We start from the raw sequence: 25,212 nt of genomic DNA, 5'->3' as shown, positions 1-25,212 counted from the left end.
CGTAATTTTTTAAAAAAATACTATGCATGCATAGTATTTTTTTCAATTATTTAACTTTTTCACATTAAGAAGATACATTTATTTAATAAAATGTAAAAAAAGTATGTTCTTTACAGTTAAAATAAAATTAATAGTAAAATAAAATTTCAAAAAAATATCAGCGCTCTAGTTTCAAATCAAAAAAGAATAAATTAGATTGACCAAATTAAAGGTTTTGGTATCATTCTAGTTTTTTACGGAGATAGATTTCTTTAATTGAGAATTATATTTATAGTTTACTTTCGTTTTTTTATAATAGCAGGCATTTTTCATCAAGAAAACTCTAAAAAGCTTAGGATTCATTGAAAAAACACAAGAGTTATTTTAGTTGTAATTCAACCTTTATTAAAAGATCCCCTTTTATTATTAATCAATAAATATGTACCCTTTATAAATGGAAAAAATAAAAGTTTATAAAAAAGAAATTCAGTTTCATTTACTACTAAATATCTTTGTAGCTCTATTTATAACTATTGCCTGTTATGTTCATGTACCTTTTGGTACTGTAAAAGCATTTTTTATCTACGTAATACATTTTCTGTTACTTCAGTTTTCTGTATTTGGTTTTATATATATTTTAAGTTTATTTAAAAGAGTATTTATCCTACTTTTTCCTATTCTATTTTTAATATGTGCTTGTTTATCATTTTGGGTGTACACTCAAGATATTAGTATAGATTTTGGCATGATTCAAGCCATTTCTGAAACCAATTTAGATATTGCAGTAGATGTATTTAGTTGGCTATTTTTAATATATATACTGCTTGCTATGCTTGCTGTATTTATCATTTTAAAAACATATACAAAACTTAAAAAGAATACTATAAAATCGCCTTTATTTGTTTTATCGATACTTGGAATAATTACATTTTTTATGGTTGAAAATTATCGTTTTGGCGCTCTTAAACGAAGATTACCGTACTCTGCATTTTTTAGTGTGAAACAATATTTAGCAAAAGCAGATTTAATTTTAGAAGATGTAGATAAACATATTGTAAGTACACAAGACGACTTACATATTGTTTTTGTTCTTGGAGAATCGGTAAGAGCAGATCATCTTTCTTTAAATGGATATCACCGGAAAACAACTCCTTTATTAGAGCATCAGAAAAATATAATTAGTTACAAAAATATCTATACTCCATTAACGTACACCGCTATTAGCGTACCACAAATTCTAACAGATAAGTCTATTATAGACACTTTAAACACCGCAACTAGTTTGTATAATGTACTTAACAAAGCAGCTTTTAAAACAACATGGATTGGAAATCAATCATTAGAAAAAAGCTACAAAGACATTGTGAACACCAATGATAAAATACAAATTATAGATAAATTCCATTCCGTTTTAAGCTTTAAAAAAGAAAAAGATTTAGAAATATTAAATAACATAGATCTTACTAAAAATTTTAAAGGAAATAAAATAACAACCCTTCATATGATAGGGAGTCATTGGTACTACAATAGTAGATTCGATGAAAATTCTACCGTATACAAACCAATAGTAACCAGTAAATATGTAGGATCTTCCTCTAAAACAGCACTTATAAATTCTTACGATAATACCATTTTGTATTTAGATTCTTTTTTAAATAAAATTATAGAAGATTTAAAAAAATCTTCTAAGAATACCATATTAATATACCTTTCAGACCATGGAGAAATTTTAGGTGAAGACGGTAAATGGTTTCATCCTCAAAAACATAAAGCCTCAGAAAATCCTGCAATGTTGGTTTGGTATTCTGAAAATTTTAAACAAAAAAATCCTAAAAAAGTAGAAAATCTTAATTTGAACAAAAACAATTCAATCTCCACAGATTTCCTCTTCTACAGCATCCTAGATTTGTCTGAAATAAAAGGATTTGAATACCCTAAAGAATCCAGTATATTTCATTTTCAATAGAAACCGATAAAAACATAATATTGATATTATTATTTTCTTTTTTTGACTATTTTTTTTATATATAATTCCTTACTTTTGCAATTGAAATTACTAATTACAATAATACTAGATGAAAACAGTTCAATTCAGAGAGGCAATTTGTGAAGCCATGAGTGAAGAAATGCGCAGAGATGAAAGCATTTATTTAATGGGTGAAGAAGTTGCAGAATATAATGGTGCCTACAAGGCATCTAAAGGTATGTTAGATGAGTTTGGTGCTAAACGTGTTATAGACACACCTATAGCTGAGCTTGGTTTTGCTGGGGTTGCAGTTGGTTCTGCAATGAATGGTCTTAGACCAATTGTAGAGTATATGACTTTTAACTTCTCTTTGGTTGGTATTGATCAAATTATAAATAATGCTGCAAAAATTAGACAAATGTCTGGTGGACAGTTTAATTGCCCAATTGTTTTTAGAGGACCTACAGGTTCTGCTGGTCAATTAGGTGCAACTCACTCACAAGCATTTGAAAACTGGTTTGCAAACACACCAGGTTTAAAGGTTATTGTACCTTCTAATCCTTATGATGCAAAAGGTTTATTAAAAGCAGCTATTAGAGATGACGATCCGGTTATTTTTATGGAGTCTGAACAAATGTATGGTGATAAAATGGAAATCCCAGAAGGAGAATACATTATCCCTATTGGAGTTGCAGACATTAAAAGAGCAGGAACAGATGTAACTATCGTTTCTTTTGGTAAAATTATTAAAGAAGCTTATAAAGCTGCTGATGAATTAGCTAAAGAAAATATTTCTTGTGAAATTATTGATTTAAGAACAGTACGCCCAATGGATCATGCTGCTATTTTAACTTCAGTAAAAAAGACAAACAGATTAGTTATTTTAGAAGAATCTTGGCCATTTGCTAGTATTTCTACAGAAATAACTTACAGAGTACAAGAAGAAGCATTTGATTATTTAGATGCTCCTATTAAAAGAATTACTACTGCAGATACTCCTGCTCCTTATTCTCCTGTATTATTTGAGAAATGGATACCAAATTATAAAGACGTTATAAAAGCGGTAAAAGAAGTAATGTATAAAAAATAAGACAACTTCAATAAATTGATAAAAAAGGCTAATAAATATATTTTATTAGTCTTTTTTTTATTTGGCAATTTTACACAGTCAGTACTTCTACAGTATCTAAATCTCACGTATTTTCTACTTCTAAATACTACACAACAAACATTATACCTTTTTTTTAGTAAGGGCGTAAATAATACACCGACTAGGAAATAATTAATGAACGATTACGTTATTTATTCACAAAAAAACATCAAGAATTATTCTTACTAATGAAAATAAAATTCGCTTTAATTTATACTCTATTATTTTCTATCTCTTTATTAGCACAAACAAAGGTAAAGGGAATTATAACAGATGCAGACAACACACCTCTTCCCTATTGCAGTATACAATTTAAGGGCTCCATAGAAGGAACCACGAGTGATGAAAATGGTGGTTTTTATTTTGAATCTAAAGAAACCTGGAAAGAAATAGAAGTTTCTTTTATTGGTTATAAAACACAAATAGTACCTTTAGAACACAGAATTAGCTACAACTTAAAAATTATACTTGAAGAAGAAACAGATGCTTTAGATGAAATTATAATAGCAACAGGCAAACAACCCAAAAAAAACAATCCTGCAATAGATATTCTTAGAAAAATTTGGGCTCAAAAACGTAAAAATGGTTTAAGTCATTTTAATCAATATAGTTATAAGAAATATCAAAAAGTAGAATTTGATTTAAATACTATTGATGAAAAATTAAAAGGAAAAAAAATATTTAAAGGATTAGAATTTGTTTTTAAAGATATAGATACCTCTAGCATAACTGGAAAAACTTTTTTACCTGTTTTTTTAAACGAAAATCTTACGCAAGTATATGGAGACAATACTGTAAATAAAGAAAAAGAAGTTTTAATTGCAAACCAAAACTCTGGTTTTAGTAAAGACCAACAACTTATCGATTATGTAGATGATTTATATGCTGAATATGATATTTATGACAATTATTTAAAAATATTCGATAAAAGCTTTGTGAGCCCATTGTCTAAAACAGGAATCAATAATTATAATTATGTTTTGGCAGATAGCTCTTATATAGGTAAAAAATGGTGCTATAATATTATTTACTATCCTAGAAGACAAAATGAACTTACTTTTAAAGGTAATTTCTGGGTAAATGATTCCACATTTGCTGTAAAAGAAATTAATTTACAAGTCGTAAAAAATGCCAATATAAACTGGGTAAAAGATGTGTATATAGAACAAGAGTTTGAATTGTTAAACGATTCTATTTTTGTCTTAAAAAGAGACTATTTATTATCTGATTTTGCACTTAGTAAAAAAGATAAATCGAGAGGAGTTTATGGTAAAAAAACTACCATTTATAAAGATTATGTTTTCAATAAACCATTAAAAGATGAAAACTTTTATGATAAAAAAGTTTTTACCCCAAACAACGATTCCATATATAGTAAATCTAGAGAGTTTTGGGACAATAATAGATTAGAAGAACTCAATAAAAACGAAAAAGGAATCTATAAATTAATAGATACTTTAAAAACGGTTAAAAAATTTAAAAACATCAACAAAGCTGTTCAGACCATGTATTCTGGATATTTTGAAATAGAATCTTTAAACATAGATTATGGCCCTATTTTTTCTACTTTTGGTTATAATGACGTAGAAGGATTGCGTGTAAGGGTTGGTGCTAGAACTTATAAATCTTCAAATGATTTATTTAGACTAGAAGCCTATACTGCTTATGGTTTAAAAGATAAGAATTTAAAATATGGATTTCAAGCAAAATGGCTTGTAAATGAAAAAAATAGATTTGTAATTACAGGTGGTAAGAAAAATGATATTGAACAAATTGGAGCTACTTTAACCGCAAATACAGATGTTTTAGGCAGAAGTGACGGTTCTTCATCATTAATTAGCACTGGTACAAATGACAAACTAACAAATATTAATATTACTACACTTACAGGAGAAATAGAACCAACTCCAAATTTAATATTAAAGCTTTCTGCAAATTACAAAACACTAAATTCAGCTTCAGATAGTTTTAGTTTAGATTATAATGATGTTACCGCTCCATCTGGAATTTCATCTAACATAAGACAATTAGAAACTGTTTTTTCTTTGGGCTATTATCCTAAAAGAAAAATGTCTGGTTTTGGAGTACAGAGAGAAGCTGCAAACACTAATTACACACAATATTTCACCCAAATAACAAGAGGAACTAAAGATATTTTTGGTAGTGATTTTGATTATACTAAAGTGCAAGTTTCCTTATTTAAATTATGGAAAATTGGTGGCCTCGGAAGGTTAAAAACTTCTTTAGAAATGGGACAAACTTTTGGCGAAGTTCCTTTAGGCTTATTAAGTGTTGCTCCAGGAAATCAAACTTATTTTATGTTTAACAATACCTTTAACCTACTAAATTTCTACGAATTTGTAACAGATAGATATGCTTCCTTTCATTTAGAACATAATTTTAATGGTAGAATTTTTTCTAGAATTCCACTATTAAAAAAGACTAAGTTAAGAACAGTAATAGGTTTTAAAACATTTTTAGGAGATATCTCTGACAAAAACGTTGCATTAAACACAACTCCTAATAGTTTTCAGATACCCTTAACAGCTCCTTCTCAAGAACCTTATTATGAATACAGTGTTGGAGTTGCTAATATTTTTAAGGTATTACGAGTAGATTTTAACTTTAGAGGAAACTACTTTGATAATTCTGAAGCAAGAAAATTTGGAGTAACAGCAGGATTGCTATTTAATTTTTAAAATAAGATATTGATGTCTTTTAAGAACTCAATCGAAATCCTTTGCGTAAATTTACGCCCTAAAAACTGAAATAAAATTTAATTTATAACTATTTTTGTGTAAAACCAAAAAATGAAAGAACCTAAGACAATGAGTAAAGAACCAAAAAACCCAATAACTTTTGATGTACTTATAGAAATACCAAAAGGAAGTAGAAATAAATACGAATACGATTTTACATTACATAAAATTAGATTTGATAGAATGTTATTTTCTTCTATGATGTACCCAGGTGATTATGGATTTATTCCAGAAACTTTGGCTCTAGATTCAGATCCTCTAGACGTTTTAGTTTTAGGACATCAACCAACCTACCCAATGGTTGTTATGGAAGTTAGACCTATTGGAGTTTTTTATATGACGGATGAAAAAGGTCCTGATGAAAAAATAATTTGTGTACCTGTTTCTGATCCTATTTGGAGTAACAAAGAAGATATTGCAGATTTAAATCCTCACAGATTAAAAGAAATAGAGCATTTCTTTCAAGTTTATAAAGACTTAGAAAAGAAAAAAGTTGATACTGGTGGTTGGGGAGATGCTACTGCAGCAATTAAAATTTATGATGAATGTGTTAAACGTTATGATGATAGCGAACACAAGAAAAAAAGAACATTTACTATCTAAGTAAATTTCAATAAAAGTAAAAAGCACCTTAATTTTTTAAGGTGCTTTTTTTTGTTTAAAATTTAAAAAATCAAAACGGTTTATATTGATTATAGTTATTATAACAAGCAAAAGAATATCTAAATTTGATAGAATTTACTAAAAAAGCTGACATAAGTCATAGTATAGATAAAATAAACAACTTTTAAATACATTATCTTTAAATTATATAGTCTTTTTTTATTAAGTTGATTTTATTACTTTTACTTAATAATAATTTAATAAAAACAATTATATGGAATCAATGATGATTTATATGCCAATAGCAATGGCTATTATTGGATTAATCTACATGTGGATTAAACAAAACTGGGTAATGAAGCAAGATGCCGGAGATGGCAAAATGAAAGAAATATCCGATTACATCCATGAAGGAGCACTTGCTTTCTTAAATGCAGAATATAAGTTACTTGCTATTTTTGTAGTTATTGTAAGTATAGCCTTAACAGCAGTTTCGTTTATGGTGCCTACAACACATATTTTAATTGTTGTATCCTTTATTTTTGGAGCATTTTTTTCTGCTTTTGCAGGAAATATAGGAATGAGAATTGCCACCAAAACAAATGTAAGAACTACACAAGCGGCAAAAACTAGTTTGCCAAATGCTTTAAAAATATCTTTTGGAGGTGGTACCGTTATGGGGCTTGGTGTAGCCAGTTTAGCTGTATTAGGATTAACCGTTTTTTTTATCATTTTCTACAATTACTTTATGGGTGGCGCAGAAGAAACTTTTTCTGTAGATAAAATGACAATTGTTTTAGAAACATTAGCTGGTTTTTCATTGGGTGCAGAATCTATTGCCTTATTTGCAAGAGTTGGTGGTGGTATTTATACCAAAGCAGCAGATGTTGGTGCAGATTTAGTTGGTAAGGTAGAAGCTGGTATTCCAGAAGATGACCCGAGGAATCCTGCTACAATTGCAGATAATGTTGGTGATAATGTTGGTGATGTTGCTGGAATGGGTGCCGATTTATTTGGTTCATATGTAGCAACTGTTTTAGCTGCAATGGTTTTAGGAAACTATATTATTGAAGTAAACGACATTGCTATATTTAAGAATTTTGGTTCTATTGGTCCTATATTATTGCCTATGGCAATAGCTGGTGTTGGAATTATTATTTCTTTAATAGGCACCATGTTCGTTAGCATTAAAGATAATAACGCTAAAGAATCTCAAGTAATGGGAGCTTTAAATAAAGGAAATTGGTTTTCAATTGCCTTAGTTGCCATTTCTTGTTACGTTTTGGTAAACTATATGTTGCCAGAAACAATGAAAATGAATTTCTTTGAAACAGGAGGAAATGTATCTAAAAATATATCTTCAATGCGTGTTTTTTATGCAACTTTAGTCGGTTTATTTGTTGGAGGTATTATATCTGCAGTAACAGAATATTATACAGGTTTAGGTAAAAAACCAATTTTAAATATTGTTCAAAAATCTGCAACTGGAGCTGGTACAAATATTATTGCTGGTTTAGCAACAGGAATGATTTCTACTTTTCCTACAGTAATATTATTCGCAGCGGCAATTTGGTCTTCTTATGCATTAGCAGGGTTTTATGGTGTTGCAATGGCAGCATCTGCAATGATGGCAACTACAGCTATGCAATTAGCTATTGATGCTTTTGGACCAATAGCAGATAATGCTGGTGGTATTGCAGAAATGAGCGAACAAGACCCTATCGTAAGAGAACGTACAGATATATTAGATTCTGTAGGTAATACAACAGCAGCAACTGGTAAAGGCTTTGCTATAGCTTCTGCCGCATTAACGTCATTGGCTTTATTTGCTGCCTATGTAACTTTTACAGGAATAGACGGAATTAATATTTTTAAAGCACCCGTTTTAGCCATGTTGTTTATTGGTGGAATGGTACCTGTAGTATTCTCTGCTTTAGCAATGAATGCTGTAGGTAAAGCTGCAATGGAAATGGTTTATGAAGTAAGAAGACAATTTATTGAAATTCCAGGAATTATGGAGGGTACAGGAAAGCCAGAATATGATAAATGTGTTGCTATTTCTACAAAAGCTTCTCTAAGAGAAATGATGTTGCCAGGTTTATTAACAATTGGTTTTCCTTTAGTTATTGCATTTCTACCTATGCTATTTGGCATGGATAATTTAATGATAGCAGAGATGTTAGGTGGTTATATGGCTGGTGTAACAGTAAGTGGTGTTTTATGGGCCATATTTCAGAATAATGCTGGTGGAGCTTGGGACAATGCTAAAAAGTCTTTTGAAGCTGGAGTGATGATTAATGGAGAGATGACTCATAAAGGTTCTGCTGCTCATGAGGCTGCAATTACCGGCGATACAGTTGGTGATCCCTTTAAAGATACTTCTGGGCCATCTATGAATATATTAATTAAACTTACTTGCTTAATTGGTTTAGTAATTGCCCCTATTTTAGGAGGACATTCTGATGCAAAAGCTCATAGTGAAGAAATTAAAAAAGAAGTTAAGCTTGATATTAAAAAAACTACTGGAGAATTGTCAATGACTACAAGTAAAACGGCTAAAATTGTTACTACTAAAGGCATTCAAAAAACAGAAATAACTGTTCCTGAAATTGTAAAGAAATCAGAAGAAGCAGGAAAAGTAACATCTGTAAATATCATAAAAAAAGAAAAAGAGGTTACTCTTAAATAATAATTAAAAATTCTCACATCATTTCATAAAAAAAAGCATCCATTCGAAACCTTCGAAATGGATGCTTTCTACTTTTAACAAGTATTATATGCCAATATCTAATTGGAATTAAAATAAGAATTATACTTTTTTTCTTCCTGTAATTAAAGATATTAAGAAAAGAATAATGAAGATTACAAAAATAATTTTAGCTATTCCTGCTGCAGCTCCTGCAATTCCTCCAAATCCTAAAACACCTGCTATTAATGCGATTATTATAAAAGTGACTGTCCAACGTAACATAATTTTAATATTTTAAATGAACGCTTGCTTACTTTAATGATGCCAAACGATGTACATCTATCTAATTTTTTTTCAACTAACTAACTAACTAACTAACTGTTATACAAATATATTCCAATTAAGCTTTAGTTGTGATTGCATATAATCTAAATTTTAACTCATTTAAGTTTTTCTCTAATACTTAATAACTACCATTACAATTTTTATAAGAATAGAGAAAAATATAAATATTGATAAAAAAGTCAACTTTGTTATTAAAATTTAAACTATTTTTATTCTTTGAACTGAACATTAAATAATTGTTCCTTTAAAATACTTTGCTACAATGATTGAGATTGAAATAATTGCTGATAGTGACAAAGATTTACTTGAGCAAATTGCTATAAAAATAGGAGGTTCTGTTAATAGTAATTGGAGTGAAAATGTACTTACAATTAATAATGAAAACGCTATTGGAACTATTCGTTTTATACCTTTCGATTGGGGTGTAAACTTGTTAGATTTTGATCTAAAACTACACAAAGAATTTATTTTTAAAATTCAAGCAGTTCCAGAATTTAATCCTCTTCGATTTATGTACCCTTCATTTGGTTCTTTTAAACACCGATTTGGCATTGATAATAAGGAAAGTAAAATAGACCAATTTCAATCCTTAATTTTCACCAATAAAACAGATGGTTATAATTATATCCATTTACCTAAGAATGAAAAAGTAGAAATTAATCTTATAGAGATTGTTAGAAAGAAATTTTTAAAAAAAAGAACTACAAACGTTTCTACATTAAATGAAAAATTATACGAAGTTTTTGTAGATACCGATCATGATCATAGATTTATAAATTACGGTACTCTTAATTTAAAAATGGCTGACATTATTACGCAAATAAAAAATGTAAAGGGAAAAGGAATGCTGCGTATTCTAAAAATTGAAGCGAGAGTTTATGAAGTATTATCTTTACATATTCAACAACACAATAGACTTCTAGAAGGTGTTACTTTACCTAAGTCTCTTGCCAAGGATGAGTTAAAAATTGTGCGTAAACTAGGTAAAACAATTGTAAAAAATCCTGCTAAAAATTACACTCTAGAAGATCTTTCATTAGATTCTGGATTAACACAAGCCAAACTACAAGATGGTTTTAAGTTTTTATACAATAGAACTGTTACAGAATATATAAGACATATTCGCTTAGAGTCTTCAAGAGATCTTTTAAAAAACACAGATTTAAATATATCTCAAATTGTTTACAGTATTGGTTTTAGTAGTAGGAGTTACTTTTCTAAAATTTTTAGAGAAAAGTATGGTATTACCCCAAACAGTTTTAAGAAAAAACTGTTAACAGTGGTTTAGTTCCCTTATAAAAGGGTGCTATTTAAAAATTTTCTTTATAAACATTAAAGTACCAAACTTACCAAAAAAGCTAAGTCCGTTACTTATTATGTTCATCGGTTTTAAACTTTCTTCAAAATCACTTTTCACTATTTTAAGTTGTTCTAAAGCTATTTGTTTTTCTAGAGACAACTGCTTTAAATCTATTTCTATTTCTTCAAAACTTCTATATGTTTTCATTGCGTGTTGTTTAGGTGCTATTAATTAATCAAAAAATATCTTAGATACTATGGTGATTACTTTTTTATCAAAAGATTTTCTAAGAAAATAAGATAATAAAGAAATAACTAAGAAGAATGATCCAACAATCAAATACCCAAAAGCAACATTGCCAAGGTATTGTCCCAATCCTACTGATGCAGAAATTGCTAAAAATAAAAACCCTAAAACTATCAAACTTCCAATAATAAAAAGTTTGATAATCATACTAAGGGTTAAAGCAGTTACTTGAAAAGCTTTTAACTTTGTATGTTCAAAAGTTTTAGAAATAAACTGCTTGCTTGCATCTGTTCCTGTATCTGCAGAACTTTTTAAATTATCTAATATGCTCATATTAGGCAGATTTTTGTAATTTTTTATTTTGTTCTTTCAGTTCTTTCAATTTTTTCTCTAAGGTAGAAATTACATCTTCTGCTTTATGACTAACATTAGATACTACATTTTCTAATTGCGTGTCTAAACTTTCTTTCTGACCTACTACTGAAGAGGAAACTCTGTCTGTTAAATCACTTGCTGTTTCTACAATTTTATCTTTAGCATGTAAAGCCTCGTCAGAAATTCTTTTTCTTGTTTTTACTCCTTTATCTGGTGCAAACAAAATACCTAAAGTTGCTCCTATTACTGTTCCTGCTAATAATCCTACTACTGTGTTGCTACTATTGCTCATGTCTTTATTTTTTTTAATGTTAAACTAATATGTGTGTTTCACTTGTACAAAGTTACAGTATTAATACCTTTAAGCTTAACTCAAAAAAATCTAATATTAACGCAAACAAAAAAAGCACCTCAAATTGAGGTGCTTTCCTAAAAAACAAAAACTACTAAAATGCGTATCGTTGAGGTCCTCCCCTACGTATGTCTTCACTTGCAGCTTCTTCAAACTGTGTAAAATTATTTCTAAATGCGTTAGACAGTTTAAAGGCTGTCTTATAATAAGCTTCATCATTATTCCATGTAGACCTTGGACTTAACAGTTCTGTTGGCACTCCAGGACAAGATCTTGGTTGTGCAACTCCAAAAACAGAATGTATATGATAATCTTCATATTTATAGCTTCCTAAATCGCCATTTAAAACAGCCGTAATCATTGCCCTTGTATATTTTAAAGGCATTCTTCTACCTACTCCGTATTGGCCTCCAGACCAACCTGTATTTATCAACCAAACATTTACACCAGCATCTTTCATTTTCTTACTTAGCATTTCTGCATATCTTGTTGGATGTAATGGCATAAAAGGAGCACCAAAACAAGCAGAAAAACTTGGTGTTGGTTCCGTAACTCCCGCTTCTGTACCTGCTACTTTTGCGGTATAACCAGAAATAAAATGGTAAGCTGCCTGATTGGGTGTTAATTTAGAAATTGGAGGCAAAACACCGAAAGCATCCGCAGTTAGAAAGAAAATATTCTTTGGATTTTTTCCTATGGATGGTATTTGTATATTCTCTATATGATGAATTGGGTAACTAACTCTGGTATTTTGAGTAATAGAAGTATCTGCAAAATTGATAACTCCTTTATCATCCATAACCACATTTTCTAGAATTGCACCTTTTTTAATAGCTGCAAAAATTTCTGGTTCTTGTTCTGCTGATAAATTAATCACTTTTGCATAACAACCACCTTCAAAATTAAAGACCGTGTTTTCTGCAGTCCAACCATGTTCATCATCACCAATTAAACTTCTTTCTGGATCTGTAGATAACGTTGTTTTTCCGGTACCCGATAATCCGAAGAAAATAGCAGTATCACCCTCTTTACCAACATTTGCAGAGCAATGCATTGGTAATGTATTTTTATAAACAGGTAGAATAAAATTTAAAGCAGAAAAGATTCCTTTTTTAATTTCACCAGTATATCCCGTTCCTCCTATTAAAGCAATTTTTTTACTAAAATTTAAAATTGCAAAATTGTGTTGGCGTGTTCCATCTACTTCTGGATCTGCCATAAAACCAGGAGCATTAATTACAGTCCATTCTGGAGAAAAAGTTTCTAATTCCTTTTCTGTAGGACGTAAAAACATATTATAAGCAAACATATTGCTCCAAGGAAACTCGTTTACAACTCTAATATTTAATTTATAATCTTCATCTGCACAAGCATAACTATCTCTTACAAAAATTTCTTTTTCAGACAAATAATCAACAACTTTTGTATATAAAGCATCAAACTTTTTAGAATCAAAAGGAATGTTAATATCACTCCACCAAACCTCATCTTTGGTTACTTCGTCTTTTACTATAAAACGATCTTTTGGGGAACGCCCAGTAAATTCACCGGTATTTACAGCAATTGCTCCTAAAGAAGACACAACTCCTTGCCCTTTTTTAACAGTTTCATTATGTAACTCATCTGAAGTTAACTGATAACGAACTGTTGCATTCTTGATTCCTAGACTATTTAACGAAATCGATTTCGTACTTGTATCTACCATATCAATGTTTTTAATTTTTATAGATTAATTGCTTACAAAATTACACTTTAATTCTAAACGGCAGTCTATTTGATGTAAAAAATATGAAATCACATATTTTTCCTTAATTTCTTAAAGAATACCATAATCATTAAAAACCAACCAATTATTAATGTTAATCCTCCTAATGGCGTAACAAACCAAATAGATTTTGCTGTGATTGCTGTTAAATGAATCGCATAAATAGAACCTGAAAATAATAGAATTCCTAAAAAGAAAATATAACTAATCTTATTTTTTTGTGAAGTAGTAAATCCATCGTACGTATTAACAAATAACAATACAATTACATGATACATTTGATAACGAACAGCGGTTTCAAAGCTCAATAATTCTGTAGCAGATAAAATTTCTTTTAAAGCATGTGCTCCAAAAGCACCTAAAACAATAGCAAACATTCCTAAAAAAGAAGTAATAATTAAATTTTTAAACATTTTTAATGGTTTTTGTTAAATTTTAAACAATTAACGTATCTTCGTATGCTACACAAAAATACATCTTTTATCTTATGAAAAACATTCTAATTATTGGTGCAGGAAAATCGAGTTCTTTTCTAATAAAGTATTTATTAGAAAAATCTGATGAAGAAAAATTAAAGATAATTATTGGAGATATTTCTACAGTTAATGCAGATAAAATTATCAATAATCATAAAAATGCAAAGAGCATTATTCTAGATATTTTTAATAAAAAACAACGTCAAGAATTTATTGAAAAAACTGACATTGTAATTTCTATGCTACCCGCAAGACTTCATATTGAGGTAGCAAAAGATTGTATTCTTTTTAGTAAACACATGGTTACGGCTTCTTATGTTTCTGATGAAATGAAAGCTTTAGATAAAGCTGCAAAGGAAAAAGGATTGGTTCTTATGAATGAGATTGGCTTAGACCCAGGAATCGATCACATGAGTGCCATGCAAATACTCGATAAAATTAGAAACCAAGGTGCTAAAATGTTATTATTCGAATCTTTTTGTGGAGGATTAGTAGCCCCAGAAAGCGATAACAATTTATGGAATTATAAATTTACATGGAACCCAAGAAACGTGGTTTTAGCAGGACAAGGTGGTGCTGCAATGTTTATTCAAGAAAGTACTTATAAATACATTCCGTACCATAAATTATTTAGAAGAACTGAGTTTTTAAAAATTAATGATAGCAATTTTGAAGCTTACGGCAATAGAGATTCTCTAAAATACAGAAGTGTTTATGGCTTAGATAATATACCTACAATGTACAGAGGAACTATTAGAAAAGTGGGTTTCTCTAGGGCTTGGAACATTTTTGTACAATTAGGCATGACCGATGATTCTTATACTATTGAAGATTCTGAAAACATGAGTTATAGAGATTTTGTAAACTTATTTTTAGCCTATTCTCCTTCGGATTCTGTTGAGTTAAAATTACGTTCTTATTTAAAGATAGATCAAGATGATGTAATGTGGGAAAAATTAGTTGAGCTTGATCTTTTTAACCCGAAGAAACGAATTCTATTAAAAAATGCGACTCCTGCACAAATGCTACAAAAAATATTAGAAGATTCTTGGACTTTACAAGAAGATGATAAAGATATGATTGTAATGCAGCATCTTTTTGGTTATGAAATTGATGGTAAAAAGCATCAAATAGAAAGTAGTTTAGTGGTTATTGGAGAAAACCAAACATATACAGCCATGGCAAAAACAGTAGGCTTACCTGTTGCAATTGCTGCTTTAAAAATTTTAAAAGGAGAAATTAAAACCCCTGGTGTTCTACTACCTATAACAAAAGAAGTTTATGAACCTATTTTAAAGGAATTAGAAATTTACGGAATTAAATTTATAGAGAAAGAAGTTCCTTATTTGGGATATAACCCTAATTATGTGGTTGGATAAAGTTTGTTGTTACACAGAGTATTTTCGCAGAGATTCACGGAGTAAAAGTCATTTTCTTTGCGTCTTTTGCAAAACACTTTGCGCCCTTAGCGTTTAACTAAACTACATTTTCAAATAAAAATCCTTCGTTAAATTAATATAATACTCTGTATATTTATGACGTTCAATTTCTATAATTAAACTCTCTTCTTGTATTTCAGTTTCATCAAAAGAAAAGGCTAACAAGCATCTTTTTATTTCTGATGTTTTATTGCCTTGAACTCTACAAATTCGATTCAAGAACAAATTATTTTCTTTAGCTAGGTTGATAAAACTTTCTTCTTCTTTAAAAGGAATCACTACAGAAAAGTTACCGTTTTTAGATAATATTTTAGATACACCTACAATCAATTCATCAAAAGACAAAGAAGAAGTAAAACGCGCTTTATTTCTTGCAGTATCTTCAGTTTCAAAATCATCCGTGTAAAATGGCGGATTCGAAACTATTAAGTCATACGTTTCTTCCTCTTCTGCAATTTCTTCTGCAAATTCTGTAAAAGTGGCATTGTAGCAATACAAACGGTCTCCCCAATCAGATTCTTCAAAATTTGCAACGGTTTGTTCATAGGCATTTTCATCAACCTCAACAGCATCAATTGTCATAGCATCGCAGCGTTGTGCAATCATTAAAGCAATTACTCCTGTACCAGCACCAATATCTAGAATTGTATCCGGATAAGCATCCACAGAACACCATGCACCTAATAAAACTCCATCTGTACCAACTTTCATGGCCGTTTTATCTTGCTGAATTATAAATTCTTTAAATTTGAATGGTTTTGACATTATGAAATAATTTTAAATAAAAAATTCTGTGCAATTTAACACAGAATTTTTTAACCTATATACTTTTTTCTATAAATACTTTCTTGTAAAAAGTAAGGCATTAGAACCTTTTATATCTTAGAGATTACCACAAAAAAACTAGGTGATATCTTAATTTAAGTTTAAGTAGCCCTAAATAAACTATTTACTATTCATCTTTTGCATTCTTCCTAACACATCTAAACCTTGCTGGTATAAATAATACAAAACATCAATATATACCCAGTTTTCTGCTAGTTTATTCCCTTCTCTTCTATAGATATCTACGACTCTCATTTCTGCTTTAACATCACTCTTAGGAAGCCCTAAAAACCCGCCACTATTTTTATTAGACAAGTTTGGCCATCCAAAGAAACCACAATAATTGCCTTCTGCAAAACGTGCAATATGACCATAAAATACTTTCTCTGTTAAATTCTCTCTAAAAGGATATTGATGTTGCTTTTGATATCTCTTAATTGTATAAGAAGCGCCTATACCAGTAGGGCCGTACCAAATCATGTCTTCATTCCATGTTTTTGCTAATAATTCTGGAGGACAATTGTCATCACCAGATTTATTAATTTCATCTAAATCTGCAATCATTTGATTTAGAACACGCATCGTTTTTTCTGCTTCTTTAGGATCTTGCGCTTCAAAAAGGAGTCCATCATGAGTTCGAGGTCCAGGGTAAACAAAAGCAGATCCCGTCATAGGAGGCAATGGATAATGACCTGCATGATCCATAACACTTAATATATCACAAAATAATGCTGTTTCTGCAATTTTATCACCTTCTACTCTATGAAACTCAGCATATCGTAAGAAAATCATTTTACCCGTGTGCGGAATACCTAACCAATCGGCATCAAACAAACCTACTAAATGTCCTACACTAACTACCCACTGGGTTTTTCCTGAATCACAATCGTTATCTCCAGCAAAAAACATATCTTCTCTTCTTTGTAAAGGAGCAAACGATTTTCTAAAGGGTTTCCAAAAACTAGATATTACATCTTTAGCACCATATTGTTCATAGAATGGATGCATTCCTCTCCAATGGTAATCATCAGTTGTGTGCTCTTTTAATACCTGTTCTAAATTGCTATCTGATGCATTATCAAAAGATTCATAATATGCACGAACTACGCTTTTTGCGTGTTGAAAATTATTTTTCATAAAAATTAAGTTAAAGGCCTTCCTCCATCTACTGGAAAAATACAGCCTGTAGAAAATGTAAATGATTCTGCAATCGCCACTAAAGCTTTTCCAATATCTTCAGCCTCTGCAATTCTGCCTAATGGGGTTTTGTCTTCTTGTTCTTTAATGTATTCTTTTGGTAAGTTTTTAGCGTAAGCACCATTTACCCAACCAGGAGACAAGGAAACTACTCTTATTTTTGGAGCTAATGCGCGCCCTAAACTCATAGTTAAAGAATCTACAGCGGCTTTTGAAGCACAATATGCAACATTGCTACCAACTGCCGTTTTTGCAGCAATAGAAGATATATTAATTGCAATGGGGTTTTTTCCTTTTTCTAAAAGACTTCTAAAAGCTCTTATGGTAGCAAAAGTTCCTCGAAAATTAACTTTCATAATTTGATCTATAAAATCATCCTCCAAGTCATCTAAATTTTCATGCGGTACTGCTTTAGTAACTCCTGAATTATTGACTAACACATCTAAAAAACCAAAAGTTGTTTTTACAAAATTAGCCATATCAGACAATTCGTTGCTATTTGTTATAGACGCTTTAAATATATGATGTTGCTCAGAATTTTTAAGGCTGTGCAATGTTTTTAAAGCATTTTCTTTGTTGCTGTTATAATTTACAATAACTACATAACCTGCCAATGCCAATTGTTTGCATATTTCTGAGCCAATGCCTCCACTTCCTCCTGTAACTAAAGCTGTTTTTATTGGTTTCATTTTAATTAATAAAGTTTTCAAATGATAATAAAAATATGATTGTTACTACAAAAAAGCCTAATAAATAATAACTTACTTTGTCTAACTTTCCAGGAACAACGTACCAACCATTTTCTTTTTCTGGTTTATTTTCTGATTTAAATTTTGCTTTCTGACCAGGAATTGAATACAGTGACCATTCTGTTTGTTTACCATCAATAATAAGACTTGCAATGATGGAAACAAAAATATTAACTACCCCACCAATAACGGCATACCAAGTCCAAGCAATATCTGTATATTCATGTACAAAATATAACACGATAAAACCAAAAGCGACTCCAACCAACAGTCCTTTTTCTGTTGTTTGTTTAGAATAAAAACCTAACATATACATACTTAGTTTTGCGCCTACAAAATAAGAACCTATTTTGGTAATCAGTTCTAATATAGAACCTGTAGTACTAGAAAAAGCAATAGCAGGTATAATTATTAAAATAGCCCAAAAAACAGTTGAAATTCTTGCAACCCTTAAATAGTGTTTTGATGATTCATTAGGTTTAAAATACTTTTGATAAAAACCACTTGTAGAAATTGTAGAAAGCGAGTTTAATGCTGATGATAAACTAGACATACTTGCAGATAATACTGCTGCGGCTATAATACCTATAAAACCAGGAAACCCTACTGTTTCTGCAAATTCTAACATAATTGTATTGTCATTATCAAACTCTCTACCTTGGTAATACTGGTAAAACAACACACCTATAAATATGAATAAAAAATAGATAAAAAATGCTGCAAACCCCATTAAAGCCAACGATTTTTTAGCATCGCCTATATTTTTAGCTCCCAATGTTCTTTGCATCATCATTTGGTTTGCTCCATAAATAGTTACGTGATACACAGTCATAGCAATAATACCTGCCCAAATAGTAGTATCTACAGTTGGGTCTGTACTTAAATTTATAGGATTAATCTTTCCTTTTGTTTTTAAGCTAGAAAGCGTATCTATTAAAGAGTCTGGTAATTGATTTATCAGCACAAAAAGGACGATAAAACCAGCTACCAAAAATATTCCTGACTGAAATACATCTGTCCAAATTACAGCCGTAATCCCTCCTAAAGAAGTGTAAACTAATGTAATAATTGATACTACAATTATACTAGTAACTACGTCTATCCCCGTTATATAACCAATAACTAGCGCAGACCCATATAATACAGCCGCAGAAGATAATAATTGAGTGACTAAAAATATCACAGAAATAACTGTTCTTGATGCTTTTCCGAAGCGTTTCTCTTGATATTCATAAATAGAAATAACACCTGTTTGCATAAAAAAGGGAACAAACAAAGACATTACAATTATAATAACTAATGGATAATTAAGATGAATTGCAATAACGGATAAACCAGCTTTATAAGACCAGGCAGGAGCGCCTAAAAAAGTCATAGCACTTACATAAGTTGCTAAAACAGAAATACCAATAGCCCACCAAGGTGTTGTTTTTCTACCAATATAAAAATCGTTAGCAGTATTCACTTTTTTTGATAAAATAAACCCCAATAATAAATTTGCAATTAAATAAACTATAATAATTGACCAATTAAGCACTCCAAACTTGTCCATAATATCCTTTTCTAATTAATAATGAAAATAACCTTTGTTTTCTAAAAAACTACTTAAGAACTAAGCTTATTTACTATATCTCTTAACACGGATATCAGCTTGTTTTTTATGTCCTTCAAAACCTTCTATTTCACATAAACGTGAACAGTAATTACCGACTAAAACACTCGCTTCATCTGTAATTATATTTTGATAAGAACATGTTTTAATAAATTTACCTACCCATAAGCCTCCTGTAAAACGAGCTGCTTTTTTTGTAGGCAAGGTATGATTGGTACCAATTGCTTTATCTCCATAAGCAACGTTTGTTCTATTTCCTAGAAACAAAGCACCATAATTGGTCATATTGTCTTTAAAATACTGAGGATCTTTAGTATTAACCTGAACATGTTCACTAGCAATATCATCTGCCACCGTTACCATTTCTTCATAACTGTCAACCAAAATAACTTCTCCATAATCGTCCCAAGACTTACTTGCCAAATCTGCCGTAGACAATACTTTTAATTGTTTTTTTACTTCATCTTCAATTTGTAACGCCAAAGTTTCACTATTTGTTAATAAAATAGCAGGAGAATTAGGGCCATGTTCTGCCTGACCTAAAAGGTCTGTAACCACCATTTCTGCATCTGTTGTATCATCTGCAATTACTAACGTTTCTGTTGGTCCTGCTAGTAAATCAATACCTACTCTTCCAAATAATTGTCTTTTTGCTTCTGCTACGTATTGGTTTCCTGGTCCAACAATCATATCTACTTGGTCCATACCTACGCAACCATAAGCCATTGCTGCCATTGCTTGGACTCCTCCTAGAATATAAATTTCATCTGCACCAGCCAAATACATTGCTGCCACTGTTTCTGCCGGTGGCACTCCTGTTTTTGGGTCTGGAGGCGTACAAGCGATCACTTTTTTTACACCAGCAACTTTAGCCGTTAGTACACTCATATGAGCAGACGCAACCATAGGATATCTACCACCTGGCACATAACAACCAACACTATTTACAGGTACGTTTTTATGACCTAAAATTACTCCCGGAATGGTTTCTATTTCTATATCTCTTAAAGCAGATTTTTGTATTTGAGCAAAACGACGCACCTGTGCTTGTGCCCATTTAATGTCTTCAATTGTTTTATCTGATACTTTAGAAATGATCTCTTGAATTTCATCTTTTGAAAGTCTAAAAGCTGCTGGACTCCATTTATCGAATTTAGCAGATAATTCCCTTACTGCTTCATCTCCTCTATTTTCTACATCAGAAAGAATACTTTCTACTATTTTTCTTGTTTTTAATTGATCTGCTGCAGATTCTTCTGCCGCCATTCCTTTTTTAATGTATCTAATTGCCATTTGTGTTGGTGTTTATTTATTGTTATTGAAAAATGCTAAATCTCTTTGTACTGCTGTACCTCTATTTTTATAATTTAAATACTATAATTAACTATTTACAAGAAACCGACGGTTTTACTGAGCTCTATATAAAATTATAGAACAAGTAAAAAATGAATGGTAACTGTATCCCGGTTTTCTACGAAATCAATTGTGGTGCTTTAGGATAATCTTCTCCTACTACCAAGTATGCGAATCCGTATGTTTTAGCGGTAATGTTTCTGACGGATCCTTTTGGAAAGGTAAAAATATCTCCATCGTTTAACGTTTCCGTAATTTCTTCTCCATTATGTGAACATAAAATCTCAAATTGACCACGATGTATAAATAAAACTTCTACCTCGTTACGTGTATATTTTCCTGTAGTTCCTGTAGCATCACTTTGTAAGCCAAATACATTAAAACCATCTCCGTTTGGGTCTCCTTGTTTTACTGCAAATTTGTGATCATTGCTATCTTTAGGCCCTAAAACATCAATCCATCTTAAAGTTTCTGGTGTTTGATTTGGAAAACCTTTAAAATTAGATGCTTTATACGTACCAACAAAACCTACATGCTGTTTCATTTCTTCTACAGTATATTGATCAAATTTCTTTAAATCACTTTCTGTTAAAGGAGCTATCGCTTTTGATCCTTCAGGAATTTTTTCTCCAATAGTAGTATCTACTAATTTTCCGTTTTCTAAAAGTATTAAACCATAATCTTTGGCTTCTTCTATAACACGTGGCAACCAAACTACACCTCCACCAGCATCATCATGTCCTAAAACAGAAAAGATCATTCCGTATTCATCACCTACATTTTCAAAACCTCTAAACATGTTGGTTGGTAATGATATAATGTCTCCCGGATGTAAGATAATTTCACTTTTTTCATCATTGTTCCAATAAAATCTCCAATGACTACTATACACAATAAAAACCTCTGCAGTAAAATGAGAATGTGGAGAATTTTTAACTCTAGGTGGTTGCCCTCCAGCACCAATGCAAAAACCATGTTTTTCAGAAAGATTTACCTTTTGATGTGTGCTCTCAGATACTCCACCACCAATAATGCTATAATTATCTTTTAAATGACTCCCTGGTGTTTTGGCATCTATAAATGCGGCTTTACAGGGCATTAAATCGCTATATCTTATTAATCTTTCTTTAAGCATACTGTATATTTTTAGTTCAGTTATTTTGTGAGTTTCCTCTAATTAATGCAATTACTTTAGACTTTAAAAAGATAATTATTAGTCCTTTTTAAGATTTTTAAGTTCTTTAAATACATCAATTCCCAATTGCTTTAATACATGAGGCATATCAATAAATACCCAATTTTCTTTTAAGTGATCGCCTTCACGCCTCCAGTAATCTACAACTCGTAAGGTTATTCTTTTTCCCGTTGCTTTTAACCCTAGCCAACCATCTCCAGTATGGGTACCATACATTGCAGGAAAACCAAAATCGCAAGAATAGTTACCTTCGCCAATTTGTGTAAAGTGATCCTCACCTTGTTTTTCTGTAATTCCTCGGTCTGGAAAAGCGGTTATAAAAGGTACTTGATGATTTTTTTGAAACCCTTTTAATCCCCTTGTAGTGCCAATGCCAGATGGACCGTACCACATCATATTTTTCTCATCCCAGAACCTTTCTTGGCCCATTGATTCTAAGCTCTTACCATCATAACTACACAACCCTTCTAGCATTGCGTTGGTAAGATCTAAGGTTTTTTTACTCTGATCAGGAAGTGTTTTATAGTCTACAATACCATCTCCTGTCATCGGTGCAGGAGGTATTATTTCAACTCCTTTATTAGGAAACAATGTAAACCCTGCTTGTCTTATAACAGAAAGCATGTCTATAAAAAACCATGCTTTTACAATCTTATTATCTTCAATAATAAAATGAGCTGCAAAACGAAGCCATATTGGTTGCTGATTTGCAGGAATACCTGCCCAGTCTTTTTTAAAAGTACCTATAAAATTACCGGTACAGCTAACATAGTTTCGTTCTTCGTACTCACCTCCTAAAAGTATATAAGGTTGGTATTCTATATCTGGAAATGCGTTTAATAATGGAGTCCAAAAACTGCTATTAAATGCATCTAATCCATTTAATTCTTCAAAAGGACTTGTTATACCTACACTACTATTTTTATCAAAATAGGTGTTTAAAACATTTTTAACATCCTCTTTTTTCGTAACATTCATTTCCTTAAAAAAGGAAGTAATTAACTTTTTATTACTAAAATGTGCATTCATAAAATATTAAATTTGAGTATTCGTTTGACTATAAATTTGACATAAAGCATCGAAACCGTCATAGACCATCCATTCATCGGTTATTTTTCCATTTTTAACTGTATAATGACTTAATACAGGTATAAAAATCTCATCAACAGAATGTTTTCCAAAAACACCTTCTTCGGTTGTTTTCCCTTTTAAATACCAACGTGCTGCTATATGTGTTAACCCCTCTTCTCTATTTGATGTAATACGTTCTATACCTATACTTAAATCTGAGAATGAAGCTAAAACAGTTTGTATATATTCTTTTATCTTTGTAATACCGCTAATTTCTTGGTTACCCACGGCATATAAAGTGCTATCTGCTGCTAGATATTCTGCTAAATCTTCAAAATTATTCTGCTTCCATACATTCGTTATTAAAGAATAGACCAAATTTTCTGGATATTCCAAATCTTGTTTTGCTATTTCTTGATTGCTGTTTATAGGAATTGCAATAGGAGTTTTTTTATAAGTAGCATCTTTCTTTGCCATTTCTACAGGATCAAAACCTAGCTGTAAAAGAATGCTAAGATTATCTCTTACAAGCCATTCCTTATAAATTTTATTGTTTGCTACTTTACAGTCTGCAATGGTTCTAAAGGTTATCTTTTTACCTGTAGCTTTCCCGTAGATTGTTTCTCCAAGATTGGTTGCTGTAGATATAATTCTATGAGAAGAATAAAAATCGCCCTTATTATCTGTTGACCAAATAACTGCTTCTCCGCCCATTTTTCTATCCGGAAAAGAGGCCAGCGTATCAATAGTACCTGTTATTACAGTTTCTACACCGTTAATTATTCTGGCACCTGTATGAATTAGGATGTCCTTTTCGTAGGTTTCATTAATTACATCTATTTCTTTTTTTTCCCAGATATCTTCTGTGATTTCTAATATATAATCAACAATGTTTATATATTTTTTACCAAACCCAGGAAGATCTTGCTTTAAACCATCTCTTTCTAGTTTTAGTGTTTCTATATGTGTTATTTTTTTCGACAAATCTTTGAGGTTTAGTTTTTTAAAATATTTTTTAAAGTGTTCGTTTGCTCCTTTGCATATTGGGTTAACATCATACTATCAGATTTAAGCGCAATAAACTTAAAGCCTTTATCAACCATTTTTTTAGCATCTTCTATTGTGGCACACCAAACACCAGCAAACAAATTATTTTGTTGGCATTCTTTTAAAATAGTATTTACTGCCTGATCAAAAAGTTCATCGACATTCTCTTTTTCAGTTGCTTTTATAGATAATTTTAAATCTCCAGAACCTATAAAAATTCCATCTAACCCTTTCGTTTCACAAATACCTTTTATATTTTCTACTGCTTTAACAGTTTCTACCATTGCTAATGTTAAAATTTCATCATTCGCATGTTCTGCATAATCTAGACCCCCATAAACTCTTGCTCTCGTTGGCCCAAAACTTCTATATCCTAAAGGAGGATATCTACATGCTCCTACAAATGATTCACACTCTTCTTTGGTATTAATCATTGGGCAAATAATACCATAAGCTCCACCGTCTAGTAATCTCATTATTTCTCCCGGTGTATTCCAATTTGATCTAGCAATAGGTACCGTTTCTGTGGTAGATATAGCTTGCATCATTTGTATTGCTGTTTCTATACTATGTAAACCATGTTGCATGTCTACAGTTACACCATCCCAACCAGCATTCGCCATTACTTCGGCGGTCCAAGTATTGGGTATGTGTAGCCATCCACACATTACTGTGTTGTTTGTTTTTAGTAGTTGTTTTAGTTTGTTTTTTCTCATTGT

General features: G+C 30.9%; 22 protein-coding genes. 7 read left to right on the top strand and 15 right to left on the bottom strand.

The features are described from left to right. The first annotated feature begins 433 nt into the window (after positions 1-433). The 5 genes from KV700_RS13945 to KV700_RS13925 all read left to right on the top strand — a co-directional run bounded on the left by KV700_RS13945 (position 434) and on the right by KV700_RS13925 (position 9,146). Positions 434-1,945 carry a phosphoethanolamine transferase gene (locus tag KV700_RS13945; protein ID WP_218598243.1) on the top strand — a complete coding sequence of 504 codons (1,512 nt, stop codon included), beginning with the start codon at positions 434-436 and terminating at the stop codon, positions 1,943-1,945. Between the two features lie 109 nt (positions 1,946-2,054). Next, positions 2,055-3,035, top strand: a complete 981-nt coding sequence (locus KV700_RS13940) for a pyruvate dehydrogenase complex E1 component subunit beta (RefSeq protein ID WP_166385812.1) — start codon at positions 2,055-2,057, stop codon at positions 3,033-3,035. 248 nt (positions 3,036-3,283) lie between these two features. Next, positions 3,284-5,794, top strand: a complete 2,511-nt coding sequence (locus KV700_RS13935; RefSeq protein ID WP_218598242.1) for a DUF5686 family protein — start codon at positions 3,284-3,286, stop codon at positions 5,792-5,794. 129 nt (positions 5,795-5,923) lie between these two features. Then, a complete protein-coding gene (locus KV700_RS13930; protein ID WP_166385893.1) occupies positions 5,924-6,457 on the top strand; it encodes an inorganic diphosphatase in 534 nt (177 codons plus the stop codon). A 274-nt stretch (positions 6,458-6,731) separates the two neighbouring features. Continuing rightward, on the top strand, positions 6,732-9,146 hold the full coding sequence (locus KV700_RS13925; RefSeq protein ID WP_218598241.1) for a sodium-translocating pyrophosphatase: 2,415 nt from the start codon (positions 6,732-6,734) through the stop codon (positions 9,144-9,146). 120 nt (positions 9,147-9,266) lie between these two features. On the opposite strand, the gene KV700_RS13920 is transcribed toward KV700_RS13925, so the two are convergent. Then, positions 9,267-9,428 carry a DUF1328 family protein gene (locus KV700_RS13920; RefSeq protein ID WP_166385818.1) on the bottom strand — a complete coding sequence of 54 codons (162 nt, stop codon included), beginning with the start codon at positions 9,426-9,428 and terminating at the stop codon, positions 9,267-9,269. Positions 9,429-9,753: 325 nt separating this feature from the next. On the opposite strand from KV700_RS13920, the gene KV700_RS13915 reads away from it, so the two are divergent. Further along, positions 9,754-10,779, top strand: coding sequence for an AraC family transcriptional regulator (locus KV700_RS13915; RefSeq protein ID WP_166385820.1), 1,026 nt, complete (start codon positions 9,754-9,756; stop codon positions 10,777-10,779). A gap of 18 nt (positions 10,780-10,797) precedes the next feature. Here KV700_RS13915 and KV700_RS13910 read toward each other — a convergent pair whose 3' ends face one another. The 5 genes from KV700_RS13910 to KV700_RS13890 form a co-directional block, all read right to left on the bottom strand. Continuing rightward, positions 10,798-10,998: a DUF6327 family protein gene (locus KV700_RS13910; protein ID WP_166385822.1), complete on the bottom strand. Its 201-nt coding sequence runs from the start codon at positions 10,996-10,998 to the stop codon at positions 10,798-10,800. A 24-nt stretch (positions 10,999-11,022) separates the two neighbouring features. Beyond that, positions 11,023-11,370 (bottom strand): hypothetical protein, encoded by a 348-nt coding sequence (locus KV700_RS13905; protein WP_166385824.1) that lies wholly within the window; start codon positions 11,368-11,370, stop codon positions 11,023-11,025. Position 11,371: 1 nt separating this feature from the next. Further along, positions 11,372-11,704 carry a YtxH domain-containing protein gene (locus tag KV700_RS13900; protein ID WP_166385826.1) on the bottom strand — a complete coding sequence of 111 codons (333 nt, stop codon included), beginning with the start codon at positions 11,702-11,704 and terminating at the stop codon, positions 11,372-11,374. Between the two features lie 154 nt (positions 11,705-11,858). Continuing rightward, positions 11,859-13,469 carry a phosphoenolpyruvate carboxykinase (ATP) gene (gene pckA / locus KV700_RS13895; RefSeq protein ID WP_166385828.1) on the bottom strand — a complete coding sequence of 537 codons (1,611 nt, stop codon included), beginning with the start codon at positions 13,467-13,469 and terminating at the stop codon, positions 11,859-11,861. Between the two features lie 89 nt (positions 13,470-13,558). Next, a complete protein-coding gene (locus KV700_RS13890; RefSeq protein ID WP_166385830.1) occupies positions 13,559-13,942 on the bottom strand; it encodes a DUF423 domain-containing protein in 384 nt (127 codons plus the stop codon). A 74-nt stretch (positions 13,943-14,016) separates the two neighbouring features. On the opposite strand from KV700_RS13890, the gene KV700_RS13885 reads away from it, so the two are divergent. Beyond that, entirely contained in the window at positions 14,017-15,384 is a 1,368-nt protein-coding gene (locus KV700_RS13885; protein ID WP_166385832.1) for a saccharopine dehydrogenase family protein, read from the top strand. Between the two features lie 102 nt (positions 15,385-15,486). On the opposite strand, the gene KV700_RS13880 is transcribed toward KV700_RS13885, so the two are convergent. The 9 genes from KV700_RS13880 to KV700_RS13840 form a co-directional block, all read right to left on the bottom strand. Further along, complete coding sequence (locus KV700_RS13880; protein WP_218598240.1) at positions 15,487-16,209, bottom strand: tRNA1(Val) (adenine(37)-N6)-methyltransferase; 723 nt, start codon at positions 16,207-16,209, stop codon at positions 15,487-15,489. Positions 16,210-16,389: 180 nt separating this feature from the next. Beyond that, complete coding sequence (locus KV700_RS13875; protein WP_218598239.1) at positions 16,390-17,406, bottom strand: nuclear transport factor 2 family protein; 1,017 nt, start codon at positions 17,404-17,406, stop codon at positions 16,390-16,392. A 5-nt stretch (positions 17,407-17,411) separates the two neighbouring features. Then, on the bottom strand, positions 17,412-18,155 hold the full coding sequence (locus KV700_RS13870; protein WP_218598238.1) for an SDR family NAD(P)-dependent oxidoreductase: 744 nt from the start codon (positions 18,153-18,155) through the stop codon (positions 17,412-17,414). A 1-nt stretch (position 18,156) separates the two neighbouring features. Beyond that, on the bottom strand, positions 18,157-19,767 hold the full coding sequence (locus KV700_RS13865; protein ID WP_166385840.1) for a sodium/solute symporter: 1,611 nt from the start codon (positions 19,765-19,767) through the stop codon (positions 18,157-18,159). Positions 19,768-19,833: 66 nt separating this feature from the next. After that, positions 19,834-21,120, bottom strand: coding sequence for a histidinol dehydrogenase (gene hisD, locus KV700_RS13860; protein WP_218598237.1), 1,287 nt, complete (start codon positions 21,118-21,120; stop codon positions 19,834-19,836). Between the two features lie 178 nt (positions 21,121-21,298). Further along, complete coding sequence (locus tag KV700_RS13855) at positions 21,299-22,315, bottom strand: hypothetical protein (protein WP_218598236.1); 1,017 nt, start codon at positions 22,313-22,315, stop codon at positions 21,299-21,301. 78 nt (positions 22,316-22,393) lie between these two features. After that, on the bottom strand, positions 22,394-23,404 hold the full coding sequence (locus KV700_RS13850) for an ester cyclase (protein ID WP_218598235.1): 1,011 nt from the start codon (positions 23,402-23,404) through the stop codon (positions 22,394-22,396). A gap of 6 nt (positions 23,405-23,410) precedes the next feature. Then, positions 23,411-24,430 carry an ester cyclase gene (locus KV700_RS13845; protein ID WP_218598234.1) on the bottom strand — a complete coding sequence of 340 codons (1,020 nt, stop codon included), beginning with the start codon at positions 24,428-24,430 and terminating at the stop codon, positions 23,411-23,413. Positions 24,431-24,441: 11 nt separating this feature from the next. Then, positions 24,442-25,209 (bottom strand): HpcH/HpaI aldolase/citrate lyase family protein, encoded by a 768-nt coding sequence (locus KV700_RS13840; protein WP_218598233.1) that lies wholly within the window; start codon positions 25,207-25,209, stop codon positions 24,442-24,444. Between the last annotated feature and the right edge of the window lie 3 nt (positions 25,210-25,212).

It is taken from the genome of Polaribacter sp. NJDZ03, assembly GCF_019263805.1.
Taxonomy (GTDB): domain Bacteria; phylum Bacteroidota; class Bacteroidia; order Flavobacteriales; family Flavobacteriaceae; genus Polaribacter.
This window is presented reverse-complemented; position numbering and strand designations above follow the sequence as displayed.